At 73.2% G+C, this 14,875-nt stretch carries 12 protein-coding genes and 1 riboswitch; of the genes, 2 read left to right on the top strand and 10 right to left on the bottom strand.

Annotated elements, in window-relative coordinates:
• Positions 1–152: 152 nt before the first annotated feature.
• Together EMA09_RS28705 and EMA09_RS23080 are read right to left on the bottom strand one after the other, a co-directional pair.
• Positions 153–2,543 (bottom strand): tetratricopeptide repeat protein, encoded by a 2,391-nt coding sequence (locus EMA09_RS28705; protein WP_206305988.1) that lies wholly within the window; start codon positions 2,541–2,543, stop codon positions 153–155.
• A 142-nt stretch (positions 2,544–2,685) separates the two neighbouring features.
• Positions 2,686–3,201: a hypothetical protein gene (locus EMA09_RS23080; protein WP_346655875.1), complete on the bottom strand. Its 516-nt coding sequence runs from the start codon at positions 3,199–3,201 to the stop codon at positions 2,686–2,688.
• A 227-nt stretch (positions 3,202–3,428) separates the two neighbouring features.
• Between EMA09_RS23080 and EMA09_RS23075 the strand changes: the two genes are divergently transcribed.
• The gene (locus EMA09_RS23075; protein WP_129842896.1) at positions 3,429–3,962 is read left to right on the top strand and encodes a VOC family protein; all 534 of its coding nucleotides are present in this window, start codon (positions 3,429–3,431) and stop codon (positions 3,960–3,962) included.
• 170 nt (positions 3,963–4,132) lie between these two features.
• Positions 4,133–4,316, top strand: a riboswitch (cobalamin riboswitch).
• Positions 4,317–4,474: 158 nt separating this feature from the next.
• Entirely contained in the window at positions 4,475–6,793 is a 2,319-nt protein-coding gene (gene metE / locus EMA09_RS23070; protein ID WP_129842895.1) for a 5-methyltetrahydropteroyltriglutamate--homocysteine S-methyltransferase, read from the top strand.
• Positions 6,794–6,915: 122 nt separating this feature from the next.
• On the opposite strand, the gene EMA09_RS28495 is transcribed toward metE, so the two are convergent.
• The 8 genes from EMA09_RS28495 to EMA09_RS23030 form a co-directional block, all read right to left on the bottom strand.
• Positions 6,916–7,215, bottom strand: coding sequence for a hypothetical protein (locus EMA09_RS28495; protein WP_168220597.1), 300 nt, complete (start codon positions 7,213–7,215; stop codon positions 6,916–6,918).
• A gap of 10 nt (positions 7,216–7,225) precedes the next feature.
• Positions 7,226–8,974 (bottom strand): CocE/NonD family hydrolase, encoded by a 1,749-nt coding sequence (locus EMA09_RS23060; RefSeq protein WP_129842894.1) that lies wholly within the window; start codon positions 8,972–8,974, stop codon positions 7,226–7,228.
• Complete coding sequence (locus tag EMA09_RS23055) at positions 8,971–9,933, bottom strand: MBL fold metallo-hydrolase (RefSeq protein ID WP_129842893.1); 963 nt, start codon at positions 9,931–9,933, stop codon at positions 8,971–8,973. The genes EMA09_RS23060 and EMA09_RS23055 overlap by 4 nt, the downstream gene beginning before the upstream one ends.
• Positions 9,934–9,965: 32 nt before the next feature.
• A complete protein-coding gene (locus tag EMA09_RS23050; RefSeq protein ID WP_129842892.1) occupies positions 9,966–10,892 on the bottom strand; it encodes an alpha/beta hydrolase in 927 nt (308 codons plus the stop codon).
• A 7-nt stretch (positions 10,893–10,899) separates the two neighbouring features.
• The gene (locus EMA09_RS23045) at positions 10,900–12,015 is read right to left on the bottom strand and encodes an NAD(P)/FAD-dependent oxidoreductase (protein WP_129842891.1); all 1,116 of its coding nucleotides are present in this window, start codon (positions 12,013–12,015) and stop codon (positions 10,900–10,902) included.
• 13 nt (positions 12,016–12,028) lie between these two features.
• On the bottom strand, positions 12,029–12,985 hold the full coding sequence (locus EMA09_RS23040) for a phosphotriesterase (RefSeq protein ID WP_129842890.1): 957 nt from the start codon (positions 12,983–12,985) through the stop codon (positions 12,029–12,031).
• Between the two features lie 49 nt (positions 12,986–13,034).
• Complete coding sequence (locus tag EMA09_RS23035) at positions 13,035–14,009, bottom strand: phosphotriesterase (RefSeq protein ID WP_129842889.1); 975 nt, start codon at positions 14,007–14,009, stop codon at positions 13,035–13,037.
• Positions 14,010–14,266: 257 nt separating this feature from the next.
• Positions 14,267–14,875 (bottom strand): TetR/AcrR family transcriptional regulator, encoded by a 609-nt coding sequence (locus tag EMA09_RS23030; RefSeq protein ID WP_129842888.1) that lies wholly within the window; start codon positions 14,873–14,875, stop codon positions 14,267–14,269.

Here is a 14,875-nt window from a genome sequence, read left to right as displayed (position 1 = left end):
CGGCAGCATCACCGCCCGGGCCAATCCCCACACGGCACACCGCGGCCCGAAGGCCGGAGGGGTCCGAAACCACCCGATCGCCGGAAGCGGGCGACGGCACCTTGCCGCCTCGTCATTCCCGTGTTGACGATGCGGCGGGCGGGACCCGTCCCTCATGGGAAGCGCTTGGGCGCCACCCGGTGGAGCAGGAGGGCTTCGTCCAGCGCGGAGTGGATGTCGTCGTTGCCGGGGTCGAGTTCGAGCGCGCGCCGGAGGTCCTCGACCGCCCGGCCATAACGCCCCAGTGAGCGGTACAGCTTTCCGCGGGAAGCGAGCGCGAACCCGTAGTCCGGGTCACGGGTGAGGGCGCGGTCCAGGTCGGCCAGCGCCTCGTCGTCCCGGTCCGCCGTGCGGTACAGCTCGCCGCGGCTGGCGAGGGCGAGGGTGTCGTCCGGGTCGAGCTCCAGGGCGCGGTTCAGATTGACCAGTGCCTCGGCGGGGCGGCCCACGAGCCGGTACAGGTCGCCGCGGACGGCGCGGACGAAAATGTCGTCGGGGAGGAGTCCGGCGGCGCGGTCGAGGTCGGCGAACGCCTCGTCGTGGCGGCCCATGACGCGGAGCACGTCCCCTCGGCACGCGAGCGAGAACCCGTCGTCCGGGGCGAGCCCGAGCGCCCGGCCGAAGTCGGCGAGCGCCTGCCCGTGACGTCCCGCGAGGCGGTGCGCGTTGCCGCGGGCGGCGAGTACGAAGGGGTCGTCGGCGTCCAGTTCGACGGCACGGTCGAGATCTGTCAGGGCCTCCTCGTGACGGCCCGCGAGCGCACGCAGGTAGCCGCGGCGGCCGAGCGCGAATCCGTCGTCCCTCTCGCGTTCGAGCACCCGGTCGAAATCGGCGAGCGCCGCTTCGTTTCGTCCGGCGCAGCGGTGGAGTTCGCCGCGGCTGGCGAGGGCGAGGACATCGCCGGGGTCGAGCGCGACGGCACGGTCGAGGTCGGCCAGCGCCTCCTCGTCGCGGCCCAGCCCGCGGAACACGTCACCGCGCTGCGCGAGGGCCGCCGCGTCGTCCGGCACCCGTTCGATCACCCGGTCGAGATCGGCCAGCGCCCGGTCGAAGCGTTCCGCCTCCGCGTGCAGCGTTCCCCGGAATCCCAGGGCGACGAGATCGTCGGGGTCGAGCCCGAGTGCCCGGTCGAGGTCGGCCTCGGCCTCGTCACGGCGGCCGGCGAGATAGTGGAAGAGGGCACGGCCGGCGAGCGCCACCCGCTGGTCCGGATTGATCCGCAGCGCACGTTCGAGGTCCGCCAGCGCCAGGTCTTCGCGGCCTGCGAGCAGGTGCACGCTCCCCCGGTCGGCGAGCGCCGCGTCGTTGTCGGGATTGATGGCGATGGCACGGTCGAGGTCCCGGAGCGCCAGGTCCTCGTGATCGGTGCGCAGATGGGCCTCACCACGGGCTGCGAGCGCGAGATCGTTGTCCGGGTCGAGTTCGATGGCCCGGTCGAGGTCGGCGAGTGCCTCGTCGTCACGGCCGGCTTCGCCGTGTTCCACACCGCGTTCGGCGAGGCGCCGGGCGTACCGCTCGATGTGGGAGCGTGCGGCCAGGGCGACGAGCTGGACCTCGTGGCTGACGGCGTGGTCGAGGTGCCGCCGGGCGATACGGGCGCGGTCGGGGTCGTCACCGGTGAGCCACTCCCCCAGCGCGTGGACGGCGCCCGCGCGGATGGCGGGCAGCGGACTGGCGAGGGCCGAGCGGATGTCGTCGGTCAGGCCGTCCGGGGCCTGGGGGCGGTGGGGATTGCGGGCGAGCCAGAGGGTGCCCTCGGCACGGGAGAGCCAGCGTTGGGGTGTCTGCCGGCCGCTGTGGGACTGGACGTAGGCGTAGGCGTGCTCGTAGGCGTCGTCCACGGAGATCAGGCCGTCGTGGTCGGTGTCGGCGGCTCCGGTGCGCAGCCCGTCGATGAGGCCGGCGGTGAAGACGGACGGGGCCGCCTCGTCCGTGCCGGGGCGCGGCTCGCCCTCGAAGGAGTACTCCGTGGCGCGGGACGCGGTCAGGACGACCCGGCCGCGTCCCGGGGAGGCGAGACGCCGCTGCAGGTCGAGGCCGCCGTCGCCCTTGGCGCCGCCGGCGAACGCGCCGCTGAAGCAGCAGTCCAGCATCAGCACCTGGCTCCTGGCGCGGCAGTCGTCGAGCTGTTCGAGGACCCAGCCGGACTCGACTCCGGTGGCCGGGAGACGCGTCCTGCGGGTGTCGGTGGCGGCGAAGTACAGGCGGTTGCGGGCGTCCAGCAGGCCGTGGCAGGACAGGTGGATCACGACCAGCTCGGACGGCTTGCGGCCGTCGAGGAAGTCCAGCAGGCCCATCCGCATCTCGTGGGCCGTCGGGTCGGACAGCACGGTCACGCCGAACCCGCCGATGGCCGGATCGCCCAGCACACCGGCCAGTTCCTCCGCGTCCCGCGCCGGCGACCGCAGCCCGTCCAGCGTGCCGTCCTCGTACCGCGACACCGCCACGACCAGCGCCGACCGCGCCCCCGACCACGCCGCCCCCACGGCTCCCCCACTACCCACGTGCTGTCGCCTCTCCCCCCGTGTCCCGCGCCCCCGCCACCATCCCCCATCATCGGACACCCGCAGCACAGAATCAGGCAACCACTGACGCCACTTCGGTGCCCTGCCACGACATGGCCGGACGCCGGGACGGTGCACCGCGTCAGGGGACGAGGCGTTGGAGCAGGCCCCAGGTGAACTCCGCGACGACGTGCCGCCGTCCGCCCGACACGGTCGGTGCCTCGAACGCCAGGCGCCACCGGGTGGGCGCCGACCCCTCCATCGGCCGCGCCGGCGCGAAGGCACGCGCCACCTCGTCCGTCGTGCACGACCAGGGGTGCAGGTCGTCCACCGTGCGCAGCGGCGGCGCCGGCCGGCCGGGGGCGCGGACGAGCTGTTCGAGCCATACGCCGCCGCCCGGCGCCGTGAGGACCTCGAACCGCAGGTCCGGCCACAGCGGCAGCGGCCAGCGGTACGCCTCGCTCCGCAGGTCGCCCACCTGTCGGACCACCGTGGACTCGGGGGCGCCGAGCGCCGAACGGTAGCGCGCCAGGGCGCCGGGCGCGCGCCGTGCGCGGGCCATCGCCTGCCAGCGGCGGTTGGCCTCGCGCATGCCGCCGCGCCCGACGCCGAGCGCGCGCAGGGCGTCCTCCACCCGGCCGGGCTGGAAGTCGGCCATGCGGCGCAGCAGGACGAGCTGGAGGTCGAGGGGCGTCACGCGGCGGATTGTGCCAGGTCCCGAGCGTCCCGAGCGTCGGGACAGGACGGGCCGGGCGACGGGGAGGCCGCGTCGCGACCGGGCGCGGCCGGCTCTCCCCTCGGGACGTTCATTCAGGAACCGACCTTTCCGCTACCTCACCTACGTTCGGTCCCGCAAGCCGGAACACCAGCGAGAGGCAGCATGCGATGATCGGACGGACCAGCACCGCCCCCGACGGCTACACCTCCGTCGCCCCCTGGGTCGCCACCGACGACACCGGCGCCTTCCTCGACTTCGTCACCCGGGCGTTCGGCGGCCGGGAACTGGCGCGGGTCGCCACCGAGGACGGCGCGATCGGGCACGGCGAGATCCGCGTCGGCGACACCGTCGTCCTGGCCTTCGACCGGCACGCGGACTGGCCCGTGATGCCGAGCCTGCTGCGGGTGTTCGTCCCCGACGCGGACGAGGCGTTCGCCCGCGCGCTCGAGTCCGGCGCACACGTCGTCACACCGCTCGGGGACAACGCGTTCGGGCAGCGCGGCGGGCGCGTCAGGGACCCGTTCGGGAACATCTGGTGGGTGACCTGCCACGTCGAGGACGTCGCCCCGGAGGAGATGTGGCGACGCCTCCAGCAGCCGGCGTACGCGGAGAACATGCGCGTGGCGCAGGCGACACTCGACGCAGAACTGTCCGGCCGCACGACAGGCCACAGCAGCACCCCCGTCGAGCCGGCCGGCTGAGCGGTCCCGCAGGTACGTGGCCATCCGCTGCCCTGGTGGCTACGGTCGCGGCGCGGCGTGACCGCCGTTCCCGCGCGGGTGCCCGTCCGGTGTGCGGGTGCCCGCGCCATCCGCATGATGGACGTTCCGTGCCGCTCGTCCGGGGTGTCGCCTACGCTCGCCGACGCAGCTGGTTCGCCCCGTCAGCCAGGCGGGAGGCGTCGCAAGAGGGAACCCGGTGGGAATCCGGGACTGCCCCGCAGCGGTGAGCGGGAACGACCGCCGTCATACGCACTGGGTCCACGGCCCGGGAAGCGACGGCCAGTAGGTGTCCTCCTGACACGAGGACGTGCCCGCGAGTCCGAAGACCTGCCACCTGCCCGTGCGCGACCACTCGCGCGCGGACATCCCGGTGACCTCGAGGGCGGGTCGGCGTACACACCGTGCGGGCACGTGCCGCCCGGTCCGCCACCCCTTCGCGTCCTCGTCCCGTCGCCGGGATCCCAGGGATTCATCTCGCGAAGGAGATCTCCGTGACCAGCAAGCCCGCAGCCGCGGCAGCACGGGCCACCGTGCACGGCTACCCCCGCCAGGGTCAGCACCGGGAACTCAAGAAGGCCGTCGAGGGCTACTGGAAGGGCCGGGTCAGCGCCGACGCCCTCCACGCGACGGCCGCCGGCCTGCGCCGTGCCGCCCGGGGGCAGCTCGCCGACGCCGGCGTCGATGAGATCCCCACCGGCGACTTCTCGTACTACGACCACGTCCTGGACACCACCGTCATGGTGGGCGCGATCCCGGACCGGCACCGGGACGCCGTCGCCGCCGACCCGCTCGACGGCTACTTCGCGATGGCCCGCGGCACGCAGGACGTGGCGCCGCTGGAGATGACCAAGTGGTTCGACACCAACTACCACTACCTTGTCCCCGAACTGGGTCCCGACACCGTCTTCACGGCCGACTCCGCCAAGCAGGTCGCCGAGCTGACGGAGGCCGTCGCCCAGGGCCTCACCGCACGGCCCGTGCTGGTCGGCCCGGTCACCTACCTGCTGCTCGCCAAGCCGGCGCCCGGCGTGGCCGCGGACTTCGAGCCCCTGACCCTCCTCGACCGCCTGCTGCCCGTGTACGCCGAGGTCCTCGCCGACCTCCGCGCGGCGGGCGCCACGTGGGCGCAGGTGGACGAGCCCGCCCTCGTCCAGGACCGCACCCCCGCCGAACTGGCCGCCGCCGAACGCGCCTACCGCGTCCTCGGCGGCCTGACCGACCGCCCGAAGCTGCTGGTCGCCTCCTACTTCGACCGCCTGGGCGACGCCCTGCCCGTCCTCGCCAAGGCCCCCGTCGAGGGACTGGCCCTGGACTTCACCGGGGCAGCCGCCGCGAACCTGGACGACCTGGCCGCCGTCGGCGGACTGCCCGGGAAACGCCTGGTCGCCGGTGTGGTCGACGGCCGCAACGTCTGGATCAACGACCTGCGGCGGTCGCTGTCCACGCTCGGCACCCTCCTCGGCCTCGCCGACCGGGTAGACGTGTCGTCGTCCTGCTCGCTGCTGCACGTTCCCCTCGACGCGGCGGCGGAGAAGGACATCGAGCCGGGCATCCTCCGCTGGCTCGCCTTCGCCCGCCAGAAGACCACCGAGATCGTCACCCTCGCCAGGGGCCTCGCCCACGGCACCGACACGATCGCCGCCGCCCTCGCCGCGAACCGGGCCGACCTCACCGCCCGCGCCGCCTCCCCCATCACCCGCGACCCGGCCGTGCGCGCCCGCGCCGGATCGGTCACGGTCGCCGACACGCGCCGCCCGCAGCCGTACGCCGAACGGGCCGCAGCCCAGCGCGCCCACCTCGCGCTGCCCCCGCTGCCGACGACAACGATCGGCTCGTTCCCGCAGACCGGCGAACTGCGCACCGCCCGCGCCGACCTGCGCGCCGGCCGCATCGACACCGCGCGCTACGAGGAGCGGATCAGGGCGGAGATCCGCGAGGTCGTCGCCTTCCAGGAGCGGGCCGGTCTCGACGTCCTCGTGCACGGTGAAGCCGAACGCAACGACATGGTCCAATACTTCGCCGAACAGCTGACCGGCTACCTCGCGACGCGGCACGGCTGGGTCCAGTCGTACGGCACCCGTTACGTGCGCCCCCCGATCCTCGCGGGCGACATCTCCCGCCCCGAACCGATGACGGTGCGCTGGACGACGTACGCGCAGTCCCTCACCGAGCGCCCGGTCAAGGGCATGCTCACCGGGCCGGTCACCATGCTGGCCTGGTCGTTCGTACGCGACGACCAGCCGCTCGCCGACACCGCCCGCCAGGTCGCCCTCGCCCTGCGCGACGAGGTGAACGACCTGGAGGCGGCCGGCACTTCCGTCATCCAGGTGGACGAGCCCGCGCTGCGGGAGACGCTTCCGCTGCGCGCCGCCGACCGTCCCGCGTACCTGGCCTGGGCGACCGAGGCGTTCCGCCTGACCACCGCCGGGGTCCGTGCGGCGACGCAGATCCACACGCACATGTGCTACGCGGAGTTCGGCGACATCGTGCGGGCCATCGACGACCTGGACGCGGACGTGATCAGCCTGGAGGCGGCCCGCTCGCACATGCAGGTCGCCCGCGAACTGGCCGCCCACGGCTACCCGCGCGAGGCAGGTCCCGGCGTCTACGACATCCACTCCCCCCGCGTACCGAGCGCGGAGGAGGCCGCCGCCCTGCTGCGCACCGGCCTCGACGCGATCCCGGCCGACCGGCTGTGGGTCAACCCCGACTGCGGCCTGAAGACACGCGGTTGGCCGGAGACACGGGAATCACTGCACAACCTGGTGAAGGCCGCCCACACGGTCCGCGCGGAACTTCCGGATCACTGACCACCCCCACCACCAGGCCGCCGCCCGCCCCGCCGGACCAGTTGAGCCCGGCGGGGCGGGCGGCGGTCGCTGCGGGTGGGACCAGTCCGGGGCGCGTTGTGTGCGGATGAGTGAGAGTCGTGTCAGGCCGTCAGTGGCTGGGCTTGCCGTGACCAGGTCGGTTCCGGTTCGACGGACCGGCAGGCGCCGGCCCGGAGCCGCAGCGCCTCGCACAGCGCGGTCTCGAACGCCGCGTACTGCGCCGGACGCAGGCCGAACAGGTCGCCGCCGGGACGGACCCGGCGACGGCCCGCAGCCGGGCCGGGCTCGGCGTCGCCACCGGCGACCGCGCCGGCGTCGACGCGGCGATGGAGGAGTTCCTCCGGCTGTACTACGGCCCTGGACGGTGAGAACCGGCCACCGATGCCCGCCGGTGCCGCCAACGTGCGGTGTTCACTCGGAGCGCGGTCGTGGCGCGTTCCGTGCCGAGGGTTCCGTGAACGGAAGGACCAGGCGGGACGGGTGTGCCGCGTCGCGGTAGATCTTGTGGGTCACGGGGCGGCCCACCGGCAGGTGGAACGCGTCCGGCGGCAGCAGCGCGTTGTGCGCGTCGGCCAGGGGCTCGTCGTTCGACAGTTCCGCCACCAGGCGGTGTCCCGGCAGCAGGGTCGCCGCGAACGGATAGAGCCGCAGCACGTACTCCTCGATCGCCCCCGGCTCCACCGGCACCGCCCGCGTGTGCGGGTGGTACGGGTCGCCCTCGGTGGTGCGCTCCGTGTCGAGTTCGCGGTGGGACGCCTTGAGGTAGCCGCTGGTGATGAGCTGCCGGCCGCCGCCCGGTGCCTCGTCCCACAGGCGCAGGATGAAGTTGGTGTCGTCCTGGTCGATCTCGGCGAACAGGTGCGCCGCGCCGCTGCCGATCAGTTCGGTGGGGGCGTCGAACGGCTCGGTGCGCCAGGAGAGCACCTGGACCGTGTCGGTGACGGTGAGCGGCGCCTGGTAGAAGCCGTCGGGCGCGGCGTGCTCGGCGCCCATGTGCTCCGGCTCGAAGGACAGCCTGTGGCGCGGCCGCAGGTGCAGGGACCGGTACGCGATCTCCTTCGGGGGCCACTGCGCCGCCGTGACGACCTCGCGCGAGCCCTCCACGAAGACGCTGACGGCAGGCTCGTCCATGATCCCGTTGTCGACGCCCTTGAGCCAGTACTCGTACCAGCGGAACATCTTGTCGTGCTCCTCGATCCAGGGGCGCGACTGCATCGGCGGGTAGGAGCCGATGTCCAGCTTCTTCGGCCCCTTGAGCACGTCGAACAGCTCGATGTGGCCGTCGACCGTCCAGCCGCGGCCCTGGTCGATCTGCAGATAGACCGGTATGTCGATGTTCCGGGCGAGGTTGACCGGGTTGCGCTCCTCGTACCAGTCGCCGTCGAGGGGGTTCAGCACGATGTCGAACCAGAACTCGCGGTTCTTCGGGTATTTCAGCACATGGACGAGGTTCGGCCACGCCGCCACGTCCGGGTCGGCCAGCCGCTCGTCGACGCGTCTCCGCAGCTCCTCGGGGCTGTGCACCGCCTGCATGCGGGACCTGACGTCGGTGTGCGCGATGCCGGAGTCGCCGCCGCGTCCCTCGCGCGCGGCACGCGGCATGAACCACATGATCCCGCCGTGGTACGTCGTCTCGTAGAAGTCGAAGTGCCCCCCGCTGACGAAGACGGCCTTCAGGTGCGGCGGGCGCTCGGCCGCGGCGAGCACCTGCATGGAGCCGAAGTACGAGATGCCGATCATGCCGACGTTGCCGTCGCACCACGGCTGGGCGGCGACCCACTCGACCACGTCGTACAGGTCCCGGCCCTGGGGCACGCCGCCCGCGTTGTAGTTGCCGATCATGACGCCGCCCGAGTCGCCCGTGCCGCGCATGTCGCCGATGACGTGGACGTAGCCCTCCCGCACGACGCGGGCGATGTCGCCGGCCTCGATGCAGCCGTCCCACATCGGGCTCGGCCTGCGCTGCGGCGGTGTGGTGAGGGCGAGGGCCTGCAGTTCCTTGCCGTAGGCGCTCATCGCGATCAGGGCGGGGCGCGGCGTGTCGTCCAGGCCGTGGTAGGCGTCCAGGGCGAGTTCGACGCCGTCGCGCATCGGCGCCCGCAGGTCCTTGCGGACGGCGATGGTCCGCTCGCCCGCCCGTATCGTCCGGAGGTCGGTCATGATCGGTGACTCCTGTGCTGCGCGGTCCTGTTGTGCTGCATGCGGTAGCCGTGCAGCGAGGTGAAGAACGGTGACGGTTCGAGCGTCGGGTCGCCCGTGTAGCCGAGCGCGGCCGCGACGGGCGCGAAGGGGGAGTACGGCGAGTCCGTCTCCCGCGGCCCGGCCTCCAGGCAGGCGCGGGCGGCGGCGGCGATGCGGCGTTCGGCGTCGAGGCTGTGGGTGAGGGCTTCCCGGGCCTGCGCCTCGTCGAGTTCGACGCCGTACGGGGTGCCGTCCGCGCGGCGGTAGGGGTGCCCGAGGTAGAGGTTCAGCGGGCGGATCTCGTCGCGGAGGTGTTCGAGGCCGGCGCGGTAGGCCGCCGGGTCGGTGTAGCCGGGGAAGCCGTTGGCGGCTCCGTGGACCTGTACGGCGTCGCCGGTGAACGCGGCGCGCCGGCCGTCGATGACGTAGGCGACCGAGCCGGGGGTGTGGCCCGGGAGGGCGTGCACGGAGACGGTGATGCCGCCGCCGAGGGAGAGGGTCTCGCCGCCCCTGACGAGCAGGGTGGGTTCCATCTCGCCGGAGATGACGGCGTCCGCCGCCGCCGCGACCCGGGCCTCTCCCCCGGGATCGCGCAGGTACCGGCCGCGTCCCGCGCGGTACTCCGCCACGTGGGCCTGCCGTGAGCGGAGCATCGGCGCGTCGGCCTCGTGGATGACGACCCGCGCGCGCCGGCCGGTGAGTTCCCACAGGGCGTGCGCCCCGCCGATGTGGTCGATGTGCCCGTGCGTGAGCAGGATCCACCGCACGTCCTCGACGCGGCGCCCGATCGCCGCGAGGGCCGGGACGATGCCCTCGGCGGGCGACGACGCGATCCCGGTGTCGACGATCGCCGGCTCGGGCGCGTCGATGAAGAAGCTGTACAGACCGAAGCGGCCCCACGGCGAGACCACGGGGTGGACGGTGCCTTCCGGCGTCATGGCCCTCTCTCCTGACTCGTGCCCGGTCCTCGTCAGTGCCCGGCGAGGAAGTCGCGGGTGGCGGCGAAGACCTCGCGGAACTCGGGGATGTGCGGGAAGTTCTGGACGAATCCGTGGTTCGCCCCGGCGACGCGGCGCACGACCGCCGGCACGCCGGCCTCCCGCAGCCGGCGGGCGTACAGCTCGCCCTCGTCGCGCAGCGGGTCGAACTCGGCGGTGACGACGAGCGCGGGCGGCAGCCCGGCGAGGTCGGCCCGCTTGACCGGGGAGACGAGCGGGTCGGCGGGGTCGGCGCCGCTGTCGAGGTAGAAGGCGTTGAACGGCGCGAGGCCGGCCGTCTCCAGCCCGTAGCCGACGGCGTTCTCGCGCAGCGACGGGTAGCGGTCGGTGTCGAAGTCCAGGTCGAGGGACGGGTAGTAGAGGATCTGGTGGGTGATCCCGCCGAAGCCCTCGTCGTACGCCCCGGCCGCGACGGCGGCGGCGAAGTTCCCGCCGGAGCTGTCCCCGGCGACGGCCAGGGTGGCGCCGTCCCAGCCGAGGAGCCGGCCGCCCTCGGCGGCGGCCCAGCGCACGACGGCGTGGCAGTCGTCGAGCCCGGCGGGGAAGGGGGCCTCGGGCGCGCGGCGGTAGCCCACGGAGACGACCTTGAGCCCGGTCTCCGCCGCCAGTGAGCGTGCCACGTGGTCGTGGGTCTCCAGGCTGCCGAGGAAGAAGGCGCCGCCGTGGAAGTACACGAGCAGGCCGTGGCGGTCGGCGGCGGTCGGCGTGTAGATCCGTACCGGCACGTCGCCGGATGCGGTCCGCGCGGTCGTGTCCGCCACGGCGTGCAGCGGGCGGCGTTCCCCCTCGGGGGTGACGTGCGCCTCCTCGGCGGCGCGCAGGGCGGCCGGGTCGAGCGGGCCGCCGGGCGGGGCGGGCAGGGCGGCGATGAACGCGGCGATCTCGGGGTGCAGCGGCATGACGACGTCACTCCTTCACGGCGGCGGCCGCGGGCCGCTGGCCGGGGAAGACCTCGTCGATCTCGTCCTCGGTCCAGCCCTGGCGGGAGACGGCCTGCAGCGTGTCGGTCACGGGTTTGCGGGTGGCCTGGTACCGGGCGAGGGCTTCGGTCACGGACGCGGCGTCGCGCAGGGCGTCGGCGAGCGCGCCCGCGTCCTCGATGGCCGAGTTCGCGCCCTGGCCCTGGTGGTGGAGCATCGAGTGGGCGGCGTCGCCGACAAGGACGACGGAGTCCGAGTGCCAGGTGTCGATGGGGTCGATGTCGTACACGGCGCGGATGTTGACGGTGTCCATGTCGAGGCCGCGCGTGATGCGCACGAGGCGTTCGTCGAAGCCGCGGACCGTCCGCAGCAGGTCGTCCTTGGTGACGCTGGGCGTCCAGGTGCCGTCCGGGCACAGGGCGGTGATGTCGAACGACACCTGGTTGCGGTGCCGGAGCGGCAGCAGGTAGACCTTCGTCCCCCTGCCGATGTACATGCGGAGGTTGTCGTCGGCGACCATGCCGTGGGCGTCGTCCAGGGAGATGACGGCGCGGTAGGCGTGCTCGCCGGAGAACACCGGCCCCTTGTCGCTGAACAGCCGCTGCCGCACGACCGACTTGATGCCGTCGGCGCCCACGACGAGGTCCGCGTCGACGGTCCTGCCGTCCGCGAAGACGAGGGTGGCGCCGTCGCCCCTGTCCTCGACGGCCCGGAGCCTGTGGCCGAGGTGGAGGACGCCCTCGGGCAGCACGCCCAGGAGGGCGTCGATGAAGTCGCCGCGGTGGATCAGGTGGGTGCGGGTCTGATCCCCGTCCGCGGGCCAGGTCTCCTTCGTGATCGGCTCACCGGTCGCGGTGAGGATCTCGAAGTACTCGCTGGGCGAGCTGACGCGGTCGATCGCGTCGAAGATGCCCCACTGGCGGAACCGGTTGATGGTGGCGGGACGCAGGCCGATGCCGGCGCCGACCTCGCGGATCCGGTTCGCCTGCTCGTAGACGTCGACGCGCGCACCCAGCAGGCCCAGGGCCTTGGCCGCCGCGGCGCCGCCGTATCCGGCGCCGACGATCGCGACCTTCAGGTTTTTCAGGTCCGAGGAGTGCATGGTTCGGTCTCTCTCACTTCTGGATGGTCAGGAAGCCGGCGGGGTTGTCGACGAAGACGGTCCGGATGGCGGCCTCGTCCAGACCGGCCGCGCGCAGGTCGGGGATGAGCTCGTCGAAGAGGTAGTTGACGGTGTGGCCCTCGACGCCCGGCCAGCCGAGCGGGCTGCAGTTGGCGTCGGCGGAGGCGAGGACCTGCCCCAGGCGGCGGCCCCCGTCGATGAACCGCAGGAAGTGGTCGAGGCGTTCCTTGCGCGGCCGTGCCCAGAACGGCGGGTCGGGCAGCTCGGTCTCGTAGCCGAACGTGTCGAAGCCGATGCGGCCGCCCTGCTCGGCGATCCAGACGTCGCGCGTGCGCTCGGCGTTCACGCCGTCGTCCACGTGCCCGAACAGCACGCGGTCCAGCGGCAGGCCCTCCTCCTCGAAGATCGCGACGGCGTTCTCGGCGTCGATCGCGAGGTGGGTGAGGATCGGTACGCCCGTGGTGAGCGAGGCGCGGGCCGCTGCGCGGTAGATGCGCTTGTCGAGCTCCGTCATGCGGCCGCCGCGGCTCACGCCGACCTTGATGACGCCGGCGAGGCTGCCGGTGCCGCCGATACCGACGGTGATCTCGTGGACGAACTGCCGCGTGAGGTAGTCGACCTCGGCGCGCGCGAAGTGCGGCAGCGCGGTGTCGCCGCCGACGAAGCCGGTGCAGGCGACGATGTGGACGCCCGTCTTCGCGGACAGGGACCGGTAGTGGTCGACGTCACGGCCGTTGCAGATGCCGGTCACGTCGACGAGGGTGCCGCCGCCGAGTTCGTGGAACCTGCGCAGCTTGGGGACAGTCTCCTCGTAGCGCTGCTCGGGGGTCTTCCACCACGTGGTGTCCAGCTCGGAGCCGGGCATGCCGTACCCGATGTGCTCGTGGACGGCCACGAAACCCAGTTCCTCGGCGGGGACCGGCCCCAGCACGGTGTTCACTCTCGACACAACACTCACCTTCGGGAAGAGGACTTGACGGTCGTCGGGACCGGTGCGCTCAGCGCGTCGCGAGCAGGTCGCGCGGGTTGGCGACGAGGATCCGCCGCACATCGTCGCCGTCGAGGCCGCGCGCGGTCAGCAGCGGCACGAAGGCGGTCAGGACGTGGCTGTACGGCGTGCCGGTGGCCGGGTGGCCCTTCGCCACCCCGGTCGCGCTGCTCGACAGCAGGATCCGGTCGCCGAAGCCGGCCCGCACGAGACCGGTGACCAGGTCGGCGCGTTCGGCGTCGGTGAGGTGCCCGGCGTCCTCGGTGCCGACGTGGTCGAGCACGACGCGGGCGCCGAGGCCGGCGATCCGCTCGGGCGCGCCGGCGGCCACGGCGTCCTGGCGGTCGAGGCCGCCGACGGCGACGCGGTCGGCGGGCAGCCCTTCGTCCAGGACGACGCCGAGGTCGCCGGCGGCGTCGGCGCCGTGGCGGACGGACAGCGCGACGCCGGTGGCGAGGGCGGCCCGGGCCGCGCCGCGCAGCAGGCTCTCGTCGGTCGCCGTCCGGCCGGTACGGGTCGCGGCCGTGGCCACGAGGCCGGCGGGGCCGCGGCGCTCGACGCGCGGGACCACCATGCCCTCGGTGATCTCCCGGGCGAAGAGGTCGGCGAACCTGTCGGCCGGCCACGGTGTCGGCGGGTTGGTCTGCGGGGTGAGGAAGTACCCGCCGAGCAGTTCCTCGGGTCCCTGGCCGGTCGAGGCGACGATGTGGACGCCGGTCGCGCGGGACAGGGCCTCGTACAGCGGGACGTCCCGCCCGTGGAACATGCCGGTGCTGTCGACGATCGTGCCGCCGCCGTGTGCGCGGAAGTCCCGCAGCCGGGCGGCCAGCGTCTCGAAGATCTCGGCCCGGTCGAGGGTGATGTCGTACGCGTGCTCGGCACCGGGGAGCACCGACAGCAGCGCCTCATGGACCGAGACGACGCCCAGTTCGTCGGCCGGCACCGCGCCCAGGACGGTGTTCACGGTGGTGCTGTTCGCGCTCATGAGAGGCCCTCACGTGTCCGGTGGGGGTGCGTCGGCGCACCCGGTGGCTGTCACATTAGCCATTCACTTTACATAGCGTCAATGAAACGGACACCAAGAAAAAATAACGTACGAGGGGTTGCGAAATGGGGGGAATGCAGAGCAACGGGCATGGCATCGGCGCATGGCGGTGCCGGAAGACGGGCGCCGTGTCACGGCACCACGGGAACCGGACCGGCGCACGGCGGCCGGTCCGGTCGGAACAGGTCAGGTCGAGGTCAGGTCAGCAGCCGCGTCCAGCTCGCGGCCAGCTCGTCGAGCATCTGCCCGCGCGTGAGCTTCCAGTCGGCGCCGTCCCAGTGCTGGGCGACGTAGTCCAGCTCGGCCATCGCCAGCACCCCGCGGAACCGCCGCTGGTGGGGCGCGAAACGTCCGGCGGCCGTCAGCCCGTCCTCGATGTCGCCGATGGCCTCGGCCATCCACCGCTCCACGAGGTCGGCCAGCTCCGGATCGACCGCGGCGGCGTCCCGGCCCACGCGGATGATCGGCCGGACCGTCGGCCACGCCTCGGCGGTGCGCCGCAGCCAGTCCGCGATGGCCTCGGCCGTCCCGGCGGCGACGGTGTCCACGAGGCCCTGGGCCGTGGAGCCGTGCTCGGGCGAACGGACGCGCTGCAGCGCCTCGTTGAGCTGCTCGTCGATGAGCGCCCGCATCAGCTCGCTGCGCGACGGGAAGTAGGCGTAGAACGTCACCCGGGTGGTGCCCGCGGCCGTCGCGATGTCGTCGACGGTGGTGGCGGCGTACCCCTTCGCCGTGAACAGCTCGAGCCCGGACTCGAGCAGCAGGCGGCGCGTCATCCGCTTCTGCGCCTGTCGGAGGTTCGCCAT

The sequence above is a fragment of the Streptomyces sp. RFCAC02 genome, from assembly GCF_004193175.1.
GTDB lineage: Bacteria > Actinomycetota > Actinomycetes > Streptomycetales > Streptomycetaceae > Streptomyces.
This window is presented reverse-complemented; position numbering and strand designations above follow the sequence as displayed.